The 15,103-nt window shown below is 74.5% G+C and carries 12 protein-coding genes and 1 riboswitch; of the genes, 6 read left to right on the top strand and 6 right to left on the bottom strand.

What is annotated here, in order from left to right:
* Nucleotides 1-54 precede the first annotated feature (54 nt).
* From AB0D10_RS20300 to AB0D10_RS20290, 3 genes are read right to left on the bottom strand one after another with little or no spacing between them, the layout of a single operon-like run.
* Nucleotides 55-675, bottom strand: coding sequence for a bifunctional 4-hydroxy-2-oxoglutarate aldolase/2-dehydro-3-deoxy-phosphogluconate aldolase (locus tag AB0D10_RS20300; protein WP_360258058.1), 621 nt, complete (start codon nucleotides 673-675; stop codon nucleotides 55-57).
* Nucleotides 672-2,318, bottom strand: a complete 1,647-nt coding sequence (locus tag AB0D10_RS20295; protein ID WP_360258056.1) for a D-aminoacylase — start codon at nucleotides 2,316-2,318, stop codon at nucleotides 672-674. Before AB0D10_RS20295 ends, AB0D10_RS20300 begins: the two co-directional genes overlap by 4 nt.
* A complete protein-coding gene (locus tag AB0D10_RS20290) occupies nucleotides 2,318-3,619 on the bottom strand; it encodes an alanine racemase (protein WP_360258054.1) in 1,302 nt (433 codons plus the stop codon). The genes AB0D10_RS20295 and AB0D10_RS20290 overlap by 1 nt, the downstream gene beginning before the upstream one ends.
* Before the next feature lie 270 nt (nucleotides 3,620-3,889).
* On the opposite strand from AB0D10_RS20290, the gene AB0D10_RS20285 reads away from it, so the two are divergent.
* From AB0D10_RS20285 to AB0D10_RS20270, 4 genes are all read left to right on the top strand, one after another.
* On the top strand, nucleotides 3,890-5,119 hold the full coding sequence (locus tag AB0D10_RS20285) for a sugar kinase (RefSeq protein WP_360258052.1): 1,230 nt from the start codon (nucleotides 3,890-3,892) through the stop codon (nucleotides 5,117-5,119).
* Complete coding sequence (locus tag AB0D10_RS20280; protein WP_360258049.1) at nucleotides 5,116-5,865, top strand: IclR family transcriptional regulator; 750 nt, start codon at nucleotides 5,116-5,118, stop codon at nucleotides 5,863-5,865. The genes AB0D10_RS20285 and AB0D10_RS20280 overlap by 4 nt, the downstream gene beginning before the upstream one ends.
* A 28-nt stretch (nucleotides 5,866-5,893) precedes the next feature.
* A complete protein-coding gene (locus AB0D10_RS20275) occupies nucleotides 5,894-6,322 on the top strand; it encodes a RidA family protein (RefSeq protein ID WP_360258047.1) in 429 nt (142 codons plus the stop codon).
* Between the two features lie 131 nt (nucleotides 6,323-6,453).
* Nucleotides 6,454-7,173, top strand: coding sequence for a DUF2470 domain-containing protein (locus tag AB0D10_RS20270; protein WP_360258045.1), 720 nt, complete (start codon nucleotides 6,454-6,456; stop codon nucleotides 7,171-7,173).
* Between the two features lie 520 nt (nucleotides 7,174-7,693).
* Here AB0D10_RS20270 and AB0D10_RS20265 read toward each other — a convergent pair.
* Nucleotides 7,694-8,680, bottom strand: a complete 987-nt coding sequence (locus tag AB0D10_RS20265) for a LysM peptidoglycan-binding domain-containing M23 family metallopeptidase (RefSeq protein WP_360258042.1) — start codon at nucleotides 8,678-8,680, stop codon at nucleotides 7,694-7,696.
* A 2-nt stretch (nucleotides 8,681-8,682) separates the two neighbouring features.
* Nucleotides 8,683-8,820, bottom strand: a riboswitch (cyclic di-AMP (ydaO/yuaA leader).
* 357 nt (nucleotides 8,821-9,177) lie between these two features.
* Here AB0D10_RS20265 and AB0D10_RS20260 point away from each other — a divergent pair.
* Nucleotides 9,178-10,713 carry an MFS transporter gene (locus AB0D10_RS20260; RefSeq protein ID WP_360258040.1) on the top strand — a complete coding sequence of 512 codons (1,536 nt, stop codon included), beginning with the start codon at nucleotides 9,178-9,180 and terminating at the stop codon, nucleotides 10,711-10,713.
* A 40-nt stretch (nucleotides 10,714-10,753) separates the two neighbouring features.
* On the opposite strand, the gene purB is transcribed toward AB0D10_RS20260, so the two are convergent.
* Nucleotides 10,754-12,184, bottom strand: coding sequence for an adenylosuccinate lyase (gene purB / locus AB0D10_RS20255; protein WP_360258037.1), 1,431 nt, complete (start codon nucleotides 12,182-12,184; stop codon nucleotides 10,754-10,756).
* 118 nt (nucleotides 12,185-12,302) lie between these two features.
* On the opposite strand from purB, the gene AB0D10_RS20250 reads away from it, so the two are divergent.
* Nucleotides 12,303-14,456, top strand: a complete 2,154-nt coding sequence (locus tag AB0D10_RS20250; protein WP_360258035.1) for an ATP-binding domain-containing protein — start codon at nucleotides 12,303-12,305, stop codon at nucleotides 14,454-14,456.
* 141 nt (nucleotides 14,457-14,597) lie between these two features.
* Here the strand turns inward: AB0D10_RS20250 and AB0D10_RS20245 are convergent, their stop codons facing one another.
* Nucleotides 14,598-15,053 (bottom strand): MarR family transcriptional regulator, encoded by a 456-nt coding sequence (locus AB0D10_RS20245; RefSeq protein WP_360258032.1) that lies wholly within the window; start codon nucleotides 15,051-15,053, stop codon nucleotides 14,598-14,600.
* Nucleotides 15,054-15,103 lie beyond the last annotated feature (50 nt).

Raw genomic sequence — 15,103 nt, 5'->3', positions numbered from 1 at the left:
CTGCTCCGCCGGTACGCCCCGGCCTCCACACCCCGGACCGGCCACCGGACCGACCTACGACGCTCCGCACGCCTGCGTGAACGCCCGGGCCCGCCGGGTGATCTCCGCCCAGTCCCCCGCCGCGACCGCCGCCGGCGGTACCACGTCCGTCCCGGCGCAGACGGCGAGCGCGCCCTGCGCCAGGAACTCGGCGGCGTTGCCCGCGTTCACCCCGCCGGAGGCCACCAGTGGGACGTCCGGGTACGGGCCGCGCAGGTCCTTGAAGTAGCCGGGGCCGAACGACCGGGCCGGGAAGATCTTGACCGCGGCCGCCCCCAGGTCCACCGCCCGGGCCACCTCGGTCGGGGTCAGCGCCCCGAGCACCACCGGTATCCCGGCTGAGGTCGCCGCCGCCGCGACCTCGGGCCGGCAGCCCGGGGTGACCAGGAAGGAAGCCCCGGCCGCGGTCCCGCGCTCGGCCTGCTCCGCGGTCAGCACGGTGCCGACGCCGACCCGGTGGCCGGCCTGCGCGGCACGGCGCAGGTGCCGGGTCACGTCCGGTGTGGTGTAGGTGAATTCGGTCCATCGGATGCCGCCCGCGGCGAGCGCGGCGCACAGCGCGGCGGCGTCGGGGATGTCCGGCGCGCGGACCACCGCGATCACCCGGTCGTCCTGCAGGGCGGAGAAGGAGTTCATGCGGCTCGGGTTCCTCGGTCGGTGCGGCGCAGGGCGCGCCCGGGCCGGGCGCCGGTGGTGCGGCCCTGCCGGACGACGGCGGTGCCGTTGACGTACACGGACTCGATTCCCTCGGCGGGCCGCCGGGGGTGCTCGAAGGTGGCGGCGTCCCGGACCCGTTCCGGGTCGAAGAGCACCAGGTCGGCGTGGTGGCCGGGGGCGATCAGTCCGCGCCGGTGCAGACCCAGCCGGGCGGCGGGCCGGCCGGTCATCCGGGCGACCGTCTCCTCCAGGGTCAGTACACCCAACTCCCGGCTGTAGTGGCCGAGGTAGCGCGGGAAGGTGCCCCAGGCACGCGGGTGCGGCCGGGCGCCGACCAGCAGCCCGTCGCTGCCGACGGTGTGCGCTCGGTGGCGCATGATCGCCCGGACGTTCTCCTCGTGCCCGACGTGCTGGAGGATCGTGGTGGCCAGCTGGTCCCGGCGCAGCAGGTCCAGGAAGACCTCGGTGCCGGTCCGCCGTTCCTCGACGGCGAGTTCGGCGACGGTCCTGCCGACGGCCGGTGCCAGCTCCGCGGACCGGACGCCGGAGATCTGGATCGTCGTCCAGTCGGTGACCACGCCGTGGCAGCCGTCGCTGCCCTTCTCCTCCACTTCGTACCGGATCCGGGCGCACTCCGCCGGGTCGGCGAGCCGGGCCAGGGTCGCCGCCGGGCCGCCCTCGGTGGCCCGACTCGGCAGCAGGGCGGCCAGGGTGGTGGAGCCGGGCAGGTAGGGGTAGCTGTCCAGGGTGAGGTCGACGCTGTCGGCGAGCGCCCGGTCGACCAGTTCCAGCAGCTCGCCGGCTCGGCCCCGGTTGACGCCGAAGTTCATCGTGGCGTGGGTCAGGTGCAGCCCGCAGCCGCTCTGCCGGGAGATCTCCACCATTTCGGCGTATCCTTCCAACGCGCCTTCTCCGTAGGAGCGTTGGTGCGGAGCGTGGAAGCCGCCGTAGGCCGCGACGATGGTGCACAGCTGGACCAGTTCGGCGGTGTCCGCGTAACTCCCGGGCGTGTAGCTGAGACCGCTGGACATGCCGACCGCGCCGTCCAGCAGGCTCTTCGCCAGCACCTGTCGCATCCGGTCGAGTTCGGCCGGGGTGGGTGGCCGGTCGGCCCAGCCCATGACGAGGGTGCGCAGCGTGCCGTGTGGGACGAGGTAGCAGGCGTTGACGGCGACCCCGGTGCGGTCGATCCGGTCCAGGTAGCCGGCGACGTCGCGCCAGTCCCAGTCGAGGTCGGCCGGATCGCCGTTCCAGCCGGCGAGTTGGCGGCGCAGCGCGGGCAGCGTGGTGTCGTCCACCGGGGCGTAGGACAGGCCGTCCTGGCCGAGGACCTCGCAGGTGACGCCTTGGGTGACCTTGGCCGGGTGCTCGGGTTCGAGCAGCAGGGCGAGGTCGGAGTGGGCGTGCATGTCGATGAAGCCGGGGGTCAGGACCAGTCCGTCGGCGTCCACCACGTCGGGTGCGTCGAGGCGCCCGCCGATCCCGGTGATCAGGCCGTCGGCGATCCGCACGTCCGCCCGGTAGCGGTCGGCGCCGGTGCCGTCGACGACGGTGGCGCCGCGGAATACCGTCGGGCCCGTCGGGCCCGGCGTGCCCGGTCCGGCCGTTCTCGCCCCGGCCATCAGAAGAACGTCCTGACCAGTCCGGTGACCTTCGGCTCGGCGGCGTCCGCGGAGTCCAGCACCGGGATCGCCGTCCACTTGTCGAAGGCCGTGCACGGGTGCGACACGCCGAAGCGCAGTACGGCGCCGATCGGCGCGAGGTCGCCCGCGCCGCTCAGGAAGGCGTGCTGGTCGTTGAGCGCGGTGATCCGTGCCGTCGTTCCGGTCAACTCGACTCCACCGCGCACTCGTTGCGGCTCGGGCAGGCCCTCGTCGAAGGGCAGGTCGCGCTTTCCGGCGTCCAGCAGGGCGAGTTGTGGTTCGGGTCGGGATACCACCCGGGCCCAGCCGTGCAGCGCGCCGCGGAACGGTGTCTCGCCGGCGCCCCGGGCGAACGGCGAGACACCCCGGTAGAAGCCGTCGTCGTGGGCGACGTAGGCGCCCGAGCGCAGCACCACGAGGGTGTCCGGCAGGCCGGCCAACTCCTCGACCACCAGGTCGAAGTAGGCGCTGCCGCCGGCCGTGACCACCGGTGGCGCGTCGTCCGGGCAGGCGCCGGCGAGCCGGCCGTGGAGCCGGGCCAAGGTCCGGAGGTAGCCTCGGACGGCGGCCAGCCCGTCGGCCGTGGCGTCGTGCGCGAGCGCGCCCTCGTAGCCGCCGACGCCGGCGAGGCGCAGCATGGGGGCCCGTAGCACGGCGGCGGCGACCTCGACGGCGGCGTCCACGCCGCGGGCACCGGTCCGCCCGCCGGGCCCGCCGAGTTCGACCAGCACCTCGACCGGCCGTTCGGCGCCGGCGGCGCGCAGCGCCTCGTCCATCAGCCGCACGCTCTCGGTGGAGTCGACCCAGGAGAGGAAGGCGAAGCCGGGGTCGGAGGCCAGTTCGTCGGCGAGCCAGGCCAGTCCGGCCGGGTCGAGCAGGGTGTTGGCGAGCAGGATCCGCCGCACCCCGAAGGCACGGGCGACCCTGACCTGAGGCAGGTTGGCGAGGGTGATGCCGTGGCTCCCGGCGGCGAGCTGCGCCTGCCAGAGGGCGGGCGCCATGGTGGTCTTGCCGTGCGGGGCGAGCGCGACGCCCGCCTTGGCGCACCAGTCGGCCATGGTGCGGACGTTGTGCTCGACCGCGGCGCCGTCGAGGGTGAGCAGCGGGGTGCCGAGCGAGGAGAGGGTCGGGCCGTCGGCCAGCCACTCCCGCACGGTACGGCCCCACGACTGCGGGGGAGCGGCCTTGAACCGCCAGTCCAGCGGCTCGTCGGCCAGGGCCGCCACCGCGCCGACGGCGATCCCGGGCCCGGTGCCGCTGCTTGCGAAGGTCTGCTCCACGATCCTCCTTCCGTCATGTTGCAACATGCGCAACGCGGGTTGCACATGCTGGCAGCACGGTTCTAGCATCGGCGCCGGATCACGGTCAACGGAACCGGCCCACGCTCCACGGGGAACCGGCTCACGCTCGACGAACCGACACACGCCCGGCGAACCCGGCCCGCACCCTTCGCGGACGGTCGCCCGGCAGAGTCGACGCACGGTCAACGGACACGGTCAACGGAGTCGGCCCGCTCCCCGCGGAACGGCCGCAGACGAGGAGCCCCGCACATGCCGCGACAGGACATCCCGGGGGCGACCCGCCCGGGTCCTCCCCCGACGGCCGTGTGCGTGGGCGAGTCGATGGCCGTCCTGCTCCCGGACCGCCCGGGCCCGCTGGAGTCGGTGGCGAACTTCCGGCTCTCCGTCGGCGGCGCCGAGTCCAACGTGGCCGGCGCACTGGCCGCACTCGGCGTGCCGACCGCCTGGATCAGCCGGGTCGGCGCGGACGGCTTCGGCCGGCGGCTGCTCGCCGAGGTCGCCGCCCGCGGCGTGGACGTCTCGGCGGTCGCGGTCGACCCGCACCGCCCGACCGGCCTCTACCTCAAAGAGGTCGGCGGCACCACCGGCCACGACCACGACCTCGGCCCCGGCCGCAGCCGGCTGCACTACCACCGGCGCGGCTCCGCGGCCGCGGCGCTCTCCCCCGCGCTGCTCGCCGACCCGGCCGCCGCCCCGCTGCTGGCCGACGCCCGCCTCCTGCACCTGTCCGGCATCACCGCCGCCCTCTCCGACGACTGCCTCGCCCTGCTGCGCGCCCTGCTGGCCGACCGCCGCCCGGGCCGGCTGGTCAGCTTCGACCTCAACTGGCGCCCGTCGCTCTGGCGCGACCGCGACCCGTCGGTGCTGCCGCCGCTGCTGGACGCCGCCGACCTGCTGCTGCTCGGCGCCGACGAGGCGCAGGCCGCCTTCGGCACCGGCGACCCCGTCGCACTGCGCCGCCGCTTCCCGACGCCCGCCACCCTCGTGGTCAAGGACGCCGACCGGCACGTCACCGCCCTGGAGCGGGACGGCACGACGGTCACCGAACCGGCCCTCGCCGTCGAGGTGGTGGAGGCCACCGGCGCGGGCGACGCCTTCGCGGCCGGCTACCTGGCCGGCACCGTCCGGGGCCTGGACCAGCGCCGCCGGCTGCGGCTCGGCCACCTGAGCGCGGCCTGCGCGCTGACCGCCCACGGCGACCAGGCCGAACTGCCGCCCGCCGCCGTGGTGTCGGCCCTGCTCGACGCCTCCCCCGCGGACTGGGCCGCCACCCGGGTCAGCGCGGACGGCATCACCGGCCCCGCCCTCACCCCCGACCGCGCACGGGCCAGCGACCCCGCGCAGGCCCGCCACGGCGCACGGACCGGCGGCCCCACCCCCGCCGACGACGCCCACGGCGCCGGTGACCGGACGCCGGGCCCCCGCCCGGGCCCGGGCACAATGAGCGGGAACCCCAGCCCTCGAAGCGGAGCACGATGAGCCAGACCGTCACCCGCGCCCTGCGCATCCTCGCCCAACTCGGCGAGGGCGAACGCTCCCTCGACCAGCTCGCCGAGGTGCTCGGCGTCCACAAGACCACCGTGCTCCGACTGCTCCAGAGCCTCGAAGAGGAACGGTTCGTCTACCGCGACGCGGCCTACCGCTACCACCTGGGCGCCGGCCTCTTCGCCCTCTCCGGCCTGGCACTGGAGCAGCGCGGCATCCGCCGGATCGCCGCCCCCCACCTGGCCGAGCTGAACGCCGCCACCGGTCAGACCGTGCACCTGGCCGCCTACGAGGGCGGCGAGGTGGTCTACATCGACAAGTTCGACTCCCGCCACCCGGTCAGGATGTACTCCCGGATCGGCCTGCGCGCCGCCCTGCACAGCGCGGCCGTGTCCAAGGTGCTGCTGGCCGACCTGCCCCTGCCGGAGCGGCGCAGGGTGGTGGCCGGGATCGACTTCACCCCGCACACCGAACACACCCTCACCACGCCCGAGGCGCTGCTCGCCGAGCTGGAGAAGGTCGCCGCCCAGGGCTGGGCGCAGGACCACGCGGAGCACGAGGCCTTCATCAACTGCGTCGCCGCACCGATCCGGGACGCCAGCGGCCGGGTCGTCGCCGCCGCGTCCATCTCCGTCCCGGACGTCGTCCTCCCGTACGAGCAGGTGCTGGACCTCCTCCCGCAGCTGCTCGCCACCGCCCGCACCGTCTCGGCCGACTGCGGCCGCCCCGAACACCGCTGACGAACCGTCACGAGATCCGAGGAGTCCCATGCCCCCCGAGCAGTCCCCGATCGGCGAGAAGACCGAGATCCGCACCGAGGGCGCCCCGGCCCCCGCCTGGACCTTCTCCCAGGGCGTGCGCAAGGGCCCGATCCTGCAGGTCTCCGGGCAGGGCCCGCAGGACCCGGCGACGGGCGAGTACCTCCACCACGGCGACGTGAAGGCGCAGACCCGGCGCACCCTGGAGAACGTCAAGGCCGTCGTCGAGGCCGGCGGCGCCACGATCGAGGACGTGGTGATGTTCCGCGTGTACCTCACCAAGCGCGCCGACTTCCCACTGATGAACGAGGCCTACGCCGAGTTCATCGAGGAGAACATCGAGCCCGGTGGAGTGAAGCCCTGCCGCACCACCGTCTTCGTCGAGCTCCCGCAGGAGCCGATGCTGGTCGAGATCGACGCCCAGGCCGTCGTCGCCTGACACCGCGCCGCCCGACGTGCCGAAGGGCCCGGACCGCCCGTCCGGGCCCTTCGGCACGTCCCGGCGCCTGCTTGCCGAACCCCAACCGCGAACATTAGGTTAGGCTCACCTAACTATCTGGAGGTCCGTCCATGAGCCAGCCCACCGGCGACACCGAGGTCCCCGAGCCCACCACCGCCGAACGGATCCAGAGCCTGCTCAGCACGACCTCCTCGCTCGCCGTCCGCGCCCTGGGCGAACACCACGACCTCGACACTCCGGTCTCCGCCCACGGCTCCCGCCTGCGGATGCGCGCCCCGCTGGACGCCCCGCTCACCGTGGCCGCCGCCCACGCCACCGACGGCCTCGCCGTCGTCCTCGACGTCACCGACGTCTCCCCCGTCGCCGTCCGGGACCGCGTCCGCGGCCGGCTCACCCTGGCCGGCCGGCTGCGACTGGCGCACCTCGCCGACGACGGCCTCAGCGTCCACCTGCGCGTGGACGTCGCCCACGCCGTCCTCGCCACCCCGTACGGCACCGGAGCGGTCACCGCCGCCGACCTCTCCCTCGCCGGCCCCGACCCGATGGCCCGCCACGAGGCCGCGATGCTCACCCACTTCGCGGACGACCACGCCGACGCGATCGAGGTCCTCACCCGCCTCCTCGACCCCGCGCTACTCGCCCGGAACCCGGACGTCCGCCCGCTCGCCCTGGACCGCCACGGCCTGGTGCTGCGCCTGGACCACCCCGACGGCCACCGCGACGTCCGCCTGGTCTTCCCCGAACCGGCCCGCGACACCGAGGACTTCGGCCACCGGATGCACGACCTGCTGGCCGCCGCCCAGTACGGCCTGCCGGCCCACCGCGGCTGACCGGACACCCCGCGACCGCTCGCCAGACGAAGCCGGCCCGCCGCCCCTCACCCGACGACCCTCGCCCAACGGCCCTCACCCGACGACGCGGAACCGCCCGAGCCCGGCCGCCGGAGCACCGAACTCCCCACCTGTTCCAGCGCGTTCGGCAGACCCGTCGCCCACCCGCGATCCCCGGCCGACTCACCACCCGCGCAACGAAACCGCCGACGCCGCCGGCCTCGACAACGGCCCGCCCCGCATCGAACCGCCCCGCGCCCCTGCCGCCCCGCCTCCCGGAAGGTCACGCACCCGGAACGTCGCGCCCCGGAAACGGCAGCGCCCCGGAAACGGCAGCGGCCGGCCCGGCTCGCGAGGGAGGTGAATCCCGCGAGCCGGGCCGGCCTGGGCGTGTCCCGCGCCCATGTCCACTGCACGGCGATCATCCGGTCGAGCGGTCACCCGACATGACCATCCCGGAGGACCGATTCGCTCCGCAGCAGTGGTGGTTCCTGAAACCCTGGACCTGATCCCCGGAGGGTCAGAGCGCGACGCCGTGCGCGCGCAGGTAGGTGACCGGGTTGATGTCCGAGCCGTACTCCGAGCCGGTGCGGATCTCGAAGTGCAGGTGCGGGCCGGTCACGTTGCCGGTGGCGCCGGAGAGGCCGATCTGCTGGCCGACGGTGACGGTCTGACCGATCTTCACGCCGATCACCGAGAGGTGCGCGTACTGGGCGTAGTGGCCGTCGGCGAGCTTGATCTCGACCTCGTTGCCGTAGGCGCCGCCGTTGCCGGCCTTGACCACGACGCCGTTGGCGACGGCGCGCAGCGGGGTACCGGTGGAGGCGACGAAGTCCTGGCCGGTGTGGTGGCCGGAGGCCCACATCGAGCCGGCCACACCGTAGGCCTCGCCCAGCACCGGGTTGGCCAGCGGCGCGACGAAGCCGGAGGTGGCGGCGACCGGAGCGGCGGTCACGGCCGTGGCCGGAGCGGCGGTCTGAACCTGGGTCTGCACCGGGGCGGCGGGCTTGGCGGCCTCGGTCTTGACCGTGACCTGGGTCTGCGGCTTCACGGGGGCAACCGGGGCGGCCGGCTTGGCCGGGGCAGCGTCCGCGGACGGCGCGGCGGCCGGCGCGGCGGCGTGGCCGGCGAGGGTGAGCTGCTGACCCGGGAAGATCAGGTTCGGGTTGGCGCCGACGACCGAGCGGTTCTGCTCGTACAGCGCGTGCCAGCCACCCTCGACGTTCTTGACGTCGGCAATCTTGGACAGGGTGTCACCACTGACGACGCGGTAGCTCTCGGACGTGGCGGCCGCGGCGGCCGGAGCAGCCGGAGCGGCCTTCTCGACCGGCTTGGCGGCGGCGACAGGCGCGACGGCGGCGGGCGCGGCCGGGGCAGCGGGGGCGGTGTGGGCCTGGGCGCTCATCGCGGTGACGAGCGGGAGGGCGAAGGAGACACCGGTGACGGCGGTGGCGATGCCGATGCGGGCGGCGCGGGGCAGGACGATACGACGAGCCTGAGCAGGCATGGAAGTTTCCTCTCCGACGCCTGCGAGGTGAGCTGTCGGGTTCGGGCTGGAGTTGCCCGGCCGCATGCGCGGCTTCACCCCGAGCCGGCCCTGGACGCCCGCGCCCTGAGGCGCGAACTCCGGTCCGGCGACTTACCTGTGGGTCCCCCGCTCCTGCCGTACAGAGTTCAGATCGAACCGCCGGGCAGCGGCAGGACTCGGCGTTCCACCCGGCGGATCCGTCCGGACTGGCCGGGCGGTCGCTGAACTAAAACCCATCCGTTCGGGTGAAGCAATGTCGATCTCTTGAAGCCGCAACGATCCCCCCTGGGTCCGGTGACCCTCCGGATGATCCCCAGTACGGTGCGTACACCATCCATTCACCCCGAGCCACTGATCCGCGACCCTGCGCCGAAGTCGGCCACACCGCGCAGCCGACCGCTCACACAGCGCCCCCGCCGCCGACACGCCACCGGTGAGCCTTGTCACGTACGCCCCACGGGGCGCAGGATCAGGCCGTGGCCACCTCCGAGGCCGGCACCCTGCGCCTGGGCACCGCGCAGGGTCGCTGGGTACTACTGGCGACGGTGCTCGGCTCCAGCATGGCGATGCTCGACGGCACCGTGGTGAACGTCGCCCTGCCCCGGATCGGCGCCGACCTCGGCGCCTCCCTGGCGTCCCTGCAATGGACGCTGAACTCCTATCTGCTCACCCTGGCGGGCCTGATCCTGCTCGGCGGCGCGCTCGGCGACCGGTACGGCAGGCGCCGGGTCTTCCTGATCGGCGTGGTCTGGTTCGCCGCCGCCTCCGCGGCCTGCGCCGTCGCACCGAACATCCAGGTACTGATCGCCGCCCGCGCCGTCCAGGGCATCGGCGGGGCGCTGCTCACCCCCGGCTCGCTCGCCATGCTCCAGGCGGTCTTCCACCCCGACGACCGATCGACGGCGGTCGGCCTGTGGTCCGGCCTCGGCGGGGTGTCGGCCGCGGTCGGCCCCTTCCTCGGCGGCTGGCTGGTGGACGGCCCCGGCTGGCGCTGGATCTTCCTGCTGAACCTGCCGCTCGCGGCGGCCGTGATCGCGGTCTCCACCCGGTCCGTGCCGGAGAGCCGGGACGAGAGCGCCTCCGGCCGCTTCGACGCGCTCGGCGCGGTCCTCGCCGCGCTCGCCCTCGGCGCGATCACCTACGCCCTGACCGCCGCCGGCGAGGGCGTGTCCGCCGCGGTCTGGATCAGCGGCGTGCTCGGCGTGGTGCTCGGCGCCGCCTTCGTGGTCGTCGAACGCCGCACGCCCGAGCCGATGCTGCCGCTCGGACTGTTCTCCTCCCGGCTGTTCACCGCCGTGAACCTGGTCACCCTCTGCGTGTACGCGGCGTTCAGCGGCGTCTTCTTCCTGCTGGTGGTGCAGCTGCAGATCGTCGCCGGGTTCTCCCCGCTGGCCTCCGGCTTCGCGCTGGTGCCGATCACCGTGCTGATGCTGGCGCTGTCGGCGCGCGCCGGGCGCCTGGGGAAGCGGATCGGCCCGCGGATCCCGCTCACCGTCGGCCCGCTGCTGTGCGCCGCCGGCGTGCTGCTGATGCTGCGGATCGGCGCCGACTCCTCCTACTGGGCGGACGTGCTGCCCGCCGTCACGGTGATGGGCTGCGGGATGACCCTGCTGGTCGCACCGCTGACGGCCACCGTGCTGGCCGCCGTCGAGGTCCGGCACGCGGGCATCGCGAGCGGGGTCAACAACGCCGCCGCCCGGGCGGCCGGTCTGCTCGCGGTGGCCGCGCTACCGGCGCTGGCCGGACTGAGCGGCGACGCCTACCGGGTGCCGGCCGAGGTCGACGCCGCCTTCCACACCGCGATGCTGATCTGCGCGGGCCTGCTGGCCGGCGGCGGGCTGATCGCCTTCGCCACCGTCCGCGGCAACGTGCTCGACCCCGAGGACCACCCGGTGGCCGAGCCGGACTGCGAGTGGAACTGCGGCACCACTCCGCCGCTCGACCCGGGCCACGTCCGCACGCACGAGGGCCCTGCCACCGGTCCGGCGGCAGGGCCCTCGCCCGAGAGCTGACGCTGCGTCACATCATCGGTGCGTCAACGGATGCGGCACCTCAGAGGATGTCGCCCGGCGCGTACTTGGCGGCCTCGGGGTAGGCGGCCGCGACGGCCTCCACCCGGCGGACCACCTCGGCGACCTGGGCGCCGGCCGCACCGGTGAAGGAGAGCTTGTCGGCCAGCAGCGCGTCCAGCGCGGCCCGGTCGAGCGGGATCCGCTCGTCGGCGGCCAGGCGGTCCAGCAGCTCGTTCTCCCGGGCGCCCGCGCGCATCGCCAGCGCGGAGGCGACGGCGTGCTCCTTGATGACCTCGTGCCCGGTCTCCCGGCCGACACCCGCGCGCACCGCGCCCATCAGCACCTTGGTGGTGGCGAGGAACGGCAGGTAGCGGTCCAGCTCGGCCTCGATCACGGCGGGGAAGGCGCCGAACTCGTCGAGGACGGTCAGGAAGGTCTCCAGCAGGCCGTCGAAGGCGAAGAAGGCGTCCGGCAGCGCGACCCGGCGCACCACCGAGCAGGAGACGTCGCCCTCGTTCCACTGGTCGCCGGCCAGCTCGCCGGTCATCGAGGCGTAGCCGCGCAGGATGACGGCCAGGCCGTTGACGCGCTCGCAGGAGCGGGTGTTCATCTTGTGCGGCATCGCGGAGGAGCCGACCTGGCCCTCCTTGAAGCCCTCCGTGACCAGCTCGTGGCCGGCCATCAGGCGGATGGTCTTGGCCAGGCTGGACGGCGCGGCGGCGAGCTGGACGAGGGCGGTGAGCACCTCGAAGTCCAGCGAGCGCGGGTAGACCTGGCCGACGCTGGTCAGCACGTTCTCGAAGCCGAGGTGCCCGGCGACCCGGCGCTCCAGCTCGGCCAGCTTCTCGGTGTCGCCGCCGAGCAGGTCCAGCATGTCCTGGGCGGTGCCGACCGGGCCCTTGATCCCGCGCAGCGGGTAGCGGGCGATCAGCTCCTCCAGGCGGCGGAAGGCGACCAGCAGCTCGTCGGTGATCGACGCGAAGCGCTTGCCCAGGGTGGTGGCCTGCGCGGCCACGTTGTGCGAACGGCCGGCCATGACCAGCTCGGAGTGCTGGGCGGACAGCTTGGCCAGGCGGACCAGGACGGCCACGGTGCGGTCGCGCACGTGCTCCAGCGACTGGCGGATCTGCAGCTGCTCGACGTTCTCGGTCAGATCGCGGGAGGTCATCCCCTTGTGGATCTGCTCGTGGCCGGCGAGCTCGCTGAACTCCTCGATACGGGCCTTCACGTCGTGGCGGGTGACCCGCTCACGGGCGGCGATCGAGCCGAGGTCGACCTGGTCGATCACCCGCTCGTAGTCGGCGACGGCGGTGGCCGGCACCTCGACGCCGAGGTCCTGCTGGGCCTTCAGGACGGCGAGCCACAGGTGGCGCTCAAGGACCACCTTGTGCTCGGGGGACCACAGCTGGGCCAGGGTCGCCGAGGCGTACCGGGAGGCCAGGACATTGGGGATCTGGGGCTTCGCGCTCACGCTTCGCAAGAGTAACAGCCGAGGTCACGCCGAACGTCGGCGGATGGGGTAGGCTCGGTCGATTGAGCGCCCACTAGAAGGACTGCCACAACCTTCTCACCGCAAGGATACCACATCGATGAACGAACTTCCAGCGACCGCGGGGCACTCCGGCGACGCCCTCGCCGAGGCCCTGCACACCGAGCAGGCCCGACTCACCACCCTCTACGCCCGGCTGGACACCGTCCGCGAACGGGCTCACCGCACCGCCGACGGCGCCCACGACGGCGCCGGGCCCGGCGGCACCCACCAGGCCCGGCTGGAACGCGCGGTGCGCGCCCGCGAAGCCGCCCGCCACGCCGCCCGGCTCGACGCCGTCGAACGCGGCCTCTGCTTCGGCCGCCTCGACGAGCGCGACGGCACCGTCCACTACATCGGCCGCACCGGCCTGACCGACGAGGCGTACGAACCCCTGCTGCTCGACTGGCGCGCCCCCGCCGCCCGCCCCTTCTACACCGCCACCCCCGCCGACCCGGGCCCCGTCGTCCGCCGCCGCCACCTGCACACCCGCGGCCGCACCCTCACCGGCCTGGACGACGAGGCGCTCGACCTCGCCGGACCGGACGACTCCGGCCGGCGCGGGCTCGTCGGCGAGGCCGCCCTGCTCGCCGCCCTCGGCCGCGAACGCACCGGCCGGATGGGCAGCGCCGTCGCCACCATCCAGACCGAGCAGGACCGGGTGATCCGCTCCCCGCTGCGCGGCGCGCTCGTCGTCCAGGGCGGGCCCGGCACCGGCAAGACCCTCACCGCCCTGCACCGCGCCGCCTACCTGCTGTTCACCCACCGCGCCGCGCTGGAGCGCCGCGGCGTCCTGGTGATCGGTCCCAACCCGGGCTTCCTGCGGTACATCGACGAGGTGCTGCCCGCCCTCGGCGAGGCCGAGGTGGTGCTGCGCACCGTCGGCGAACTCCTCCCCGGCATCACCGCCACCGGCAGCGACGCCCCCGCCGCGGCCGTCGCCAAGGGCGGCCCCTGGATGGCCGGAGTCCTCCGCCGCGCCCTCGCCGCCCACCAGTCGGCCCCCGCCGACGGCCTCGACCTCGGCGAGGGACTGACCGTCTCCGCCCGGGCGTGCGCCCAGGCCCGGGACGCCGCCCGCGGCCTGCGGATCCCGCACAATCGGGCCCGCGCCTTCTACCTGCGCACCCTGCTCGACGCCCTCGCCATCGCCCAGGCGCTCTCGCTCGGCCGCCCGTACGACGAGGAGGAGGCGCACCACGCCCCGCGCGAACTGTGGGCCCGGGCGGACGTCCGCGCCGCCCTCGACCCGCTCTGGCCCCTGCTCACCCCGCAGCAGCTGCTCGAACGGCTGCTGGGCGACGGCGAGCTGCTCGCCGAAGCGGCCCCCGAGCACGCCGCCGCCCTGCTCCGCCAACCCGGCTCGCCGTGGACGGCCGAGGACGTCCCGCTGCTGGACGAAGCCGCCGAACTCCTCGGCGAGGACGGGCCGTCCGCCCCCTACACCGCCCCCGCCACCGCGGAGGAGACCGACGAGGAGTCCGAACTCGCCTTTGCCCAAGGAGTGTTGACCATCACCGGGCAGACCGACGACGCCCTGCTGGACTCCGCCGCACTGGCCGAACGCTTCCGGGACGACGGCCCGTACCGCTCCACCGCCGAACGCGCCGCCGCCGACCGCACCTGGGCGTACGGCCACGTCGTCGTGGACGAGGCGCAGGAACTGTCCGCGATGGCCTGGCGCACCGTCCTGCGCCGGGTGCCGTCGTGTTCCCTGACCATCGTCGGCGACCTCGCCCAGACCGGCTCCCCGGCCGGCGCCCGCAGTTGGGCCGGGATGCTCGACCCGCACCTGCCCGGCCGCTGGCGCGAGGAACGGCTGACCGTCAACTACCGTACGCCGGAGCCGATCATGGCCCTCGCCGCAGCCGTCCTGCGCGCCGCCGAACCCGGCATGCGGCCGCCCGAGTCCGTCCGGCCGGGCAGCGAGCACCCGCGCGCGGTCCCTGTCCCGGACGGCGACTTCGCCGCCGCGCTCGCCCGTCTGCCCGCGGCCGCGGGCACCACCGGTGTCATCGCACCGGACGGCCTGGCCGAGGAGCTGGGCGCGCTGACCGTCGCGGCCGCCAAGGGCCTCGAGTTCGACGCGGTCGTGGTGGTCGAGCCGGCCGCGCTCGCCCCGCGCGACCGCTACGTCGCCCTCACCCGGGCAACCCGCGCGCTCACCCTGCTCCACCACCGACCGCTGCCGCCGGAACTCGCCGAACTGCTCTGACCGGCCCCGCACCCGCCCGAACCGCTCGGCACCGGCCCGAACGGCTCGGAACGGCTCGGAACGGCTCGGAACGGCTCGGAACCGTTCCGGGAGCAGCGGACCCGACCGGCACCGACGGCACCGGCACCGGCGGCGCGGAACCTACTGCGCGCCGCCGGTCCGGCCGGCCAGCACCGGCAGGACCTGCCCGCAGATGGAGTGCAGGGCGATCCGCTGCTCGTCGGTCATCGCCTCGAAGGCCTGGTGGGTGCGGCTCATCTCGCCGCGGATGCGGTTGAGGATCTCCCGGCCCTCGGCGGTGATCACCACGATCTTCACCCGGCGGTCACCGGCGGCCGCCGCCCGGTTGGCCAGGCCCAGCGACTCCAGCCGGTCCACGATCCCGGTGACGTTCGACGCGTCGCAGCCCAGCCGCCCGGCCAGCGCGCGCATCGGCACCGGCTCCTGCACCGCGCCCAGCGCCTTGGCCTGCGAGGAGGAGAGCCCGTGCCGGGCCGCGGCCCCCGCGAAGTCCTGGAAGTACGCGGCGCCCACGGCGGCCAACGCCTCCATCAGCTCGGCGTTGGTCGGTACGGTCGTCGTCGCTGTCGAACCCATGGGGTCAGCGTACGACCAGGTGCTTCAGCAACTCAAGCTTTGACCGGGGC

The organism is Kitasatospora sp. NPDC048545 (assembly GCF_040651155.1).
Lineage (GTDB): Bacteria > Actinomycetota > Actinomycetes > Streptomycetales > Streptomycetaceae > Kitasatospora.
The sequence above is the reverse complement of the archived record's forward strand: the minus strand, read 5'-3'. Positions and strand labels throughout refer to the sequence as shown.

What these genes read in the sequence shown, in the direction of transcription:
- AB0D10_RS20300 (WP_360258058.1), bottom strand. Translation starts at nt 675, where the DNA reads ATGAACTCCTTCTCCGCCCTGCAGGACGACCGGGTGATCGCGGTGGTC.
- AB0D10_RS20295 (WP_360258056.1), bottom strand. Translation starts at nt 2,318, where the DNA reads ATGGCCGGGGCGAGAACGGCCGGACCGGGCACGCCGGGCCCGACGGGC.
- AB0D10_RS20285 (WP_360258052.1), top strand. Translation starts at nt 3,890, where the DNA reads ATGCCGCGACAGGACATCCCGGGGGCGACCCGCCCGGGTCCTCCCCCG.
- AB0D10_RS20280 (WP_360258049.1), top strand. Translation starts at nt 5,116, where the DNA reads ATGAGCCAGACCGTCACCCGCGCCCTGCGCATCCTCGCCCAACTCGGC.
- AB0D10_RS20275 (WP_360258047.1), top strand. Translation starts at nt 5,894, where the DNA reads ATGCCCCCCGAGCAGTCCCCGATCGGCGAGAAGACCGAGATCCGCACC.
- AB0D10_RS20270 (WP_360258045.1), top strand. Translation starts at nt 6,454, where the DNA reads ATGAGCCAGCCCACCGGCGACACCGAGGTCCCCGAGCCCACCACCGCC.
- AB0D10_RS20265 (WP_360258042.1), bottom strand. Translation starts at nt 8,680, where the DNA reads ATGCCTGCTCAGGCTCGTCGTATCGTCCTGCCCCGCGCCGCCCGCATC.
- AB0D10_RS20250 (WP_360258035.1), top strand. Translation starts at nt 12,303, where the DNA reads ATGAACGAACTTCCAGCGACCGCGGGGCACTCCGGCGACGCCCTCGCC.
- AB0D10_RS20245 (WP_360258032.1), bottom strand. Translation starts at nt 15,053, where the DNA reads ATGGGTTCGACAGCGACGACGACCGTACCGACCAACGCCGAGCTGATG.